The organism is Microbacterium sp. H6 (assembly GCF_003314775.1).
GTDB lineage: Bacteria > Actinomycetota > Actinomycetes > Actinomycetales > Microbacteriaceae > Microbacterium > Microbacterium oxydans.
Genome location: NZ_QOAY01000116.1, coordinates 12,177 through 13,230, shown reverse-complemented (window position 1 = coordinate 13,230; position 1,054 = coordinate 12,177). Strand labels below are relative to the sequence as shown.

At 67.6% G+C, this 1,054-nt stretch carries 1 pseudogene; it reads left to right on the top strand.

Going from position 1 to position 1,054, the window contains the following annotated elements:
* Nucleotides 1-613: 613 nt before the first annotated feature.
* Nucleotides 614-1,054, top strand: a pseudogene (locus DSP71_RS22065) (hypothetical protein); the annotation flags it as partial.

The following is a 1,054-nucleotide window of genomic DNA, read 5'->3' as shown; positions in this document are numbered from 1 at the left end:
CGGGCTTCGGGTGCGAGGCCTGCTTCGGGTGCGGGGCGGGCTTCGGGCACGAGGGCTTCGGCGGACGAAGAGGTCGCGTCGGCGAGGGGGAGCGTGTCGGCGGCGTTCGACGGAAGGGAGGAGTGCGCGTCTGCGGTCGCCTGGCGTCGACGATGACGACGGAGAAGCGGTCGAGTCGGATCGGGGACTTCTGTCGGAGCTTCCGAGGCTTCGTGAGCGCGCTCGGGGGGCAGGGAATTCGTGACGGGATCCTTCCGGGAGGCAGATGTACGCGGCGGTCGATCCCCCCGGATGCCACCGTTACCGATCTGTAATTTAATTCGTGAACTCGCGAGCGTCAAATCGAGATCGGACGCGTCGGCATCGATGTGGCCTTCGCCGCGCTCTGTCCTCCGTCGATATCCGCGGAGAGCGTGACGCCAGCGGTGTGTCGATTCTGCATCCCGTGCGGAGTGCTCGGGGTGCCCTGGCTTCTCGGTGCGCGGCAGCTGTGGAGTACTCGCTTTCCGCCGGCTTGGTGGAGTGTTGGAGGCCTCTATCTGTGTTCTGGAATATTGCTCTGAACTGGGCTTATCCCGGGATGAATGTCGGTGGCCCCGAGTTGACTTCGGGTATGAACACTCCTGTGGATGCGCTCAGCCAGGTCGTCGCCGACCTGGATGCGGTGCTGCGTTCCGAGGCGGTGGTGGGTTTGAGCGACGAATCGAAGATGGAGCTGCTGCGAATGGCGGGTGAAGCGCAGCGGCGCGTGGAGGCCGTGGTGGTGGGGGTCGTCGCATCGGTGGAGTCACGCCCGGCGGGTTCGGGCGACCTCGCGTTCTGCGGCCTCTTCGGGTGCCGAACCGTCGGCGAGCTTCTGCAGCGGGTGCTGCGGGTGGATGCGACGGGTGCCACCCGGGTCGTGAAGGCCGCGAGGGCGGTGCGGCGGGAGGTCGATCTGACGTCGGGCGGCTGGTTGCCGGCACGGTGGCCGGCATTGCGCGCGTCCCTCCTCGACGGGACGGTGGGGGTCGACGGGGTTCTCGCGGCGATCGGTCCGATCGAACGGGCCGGC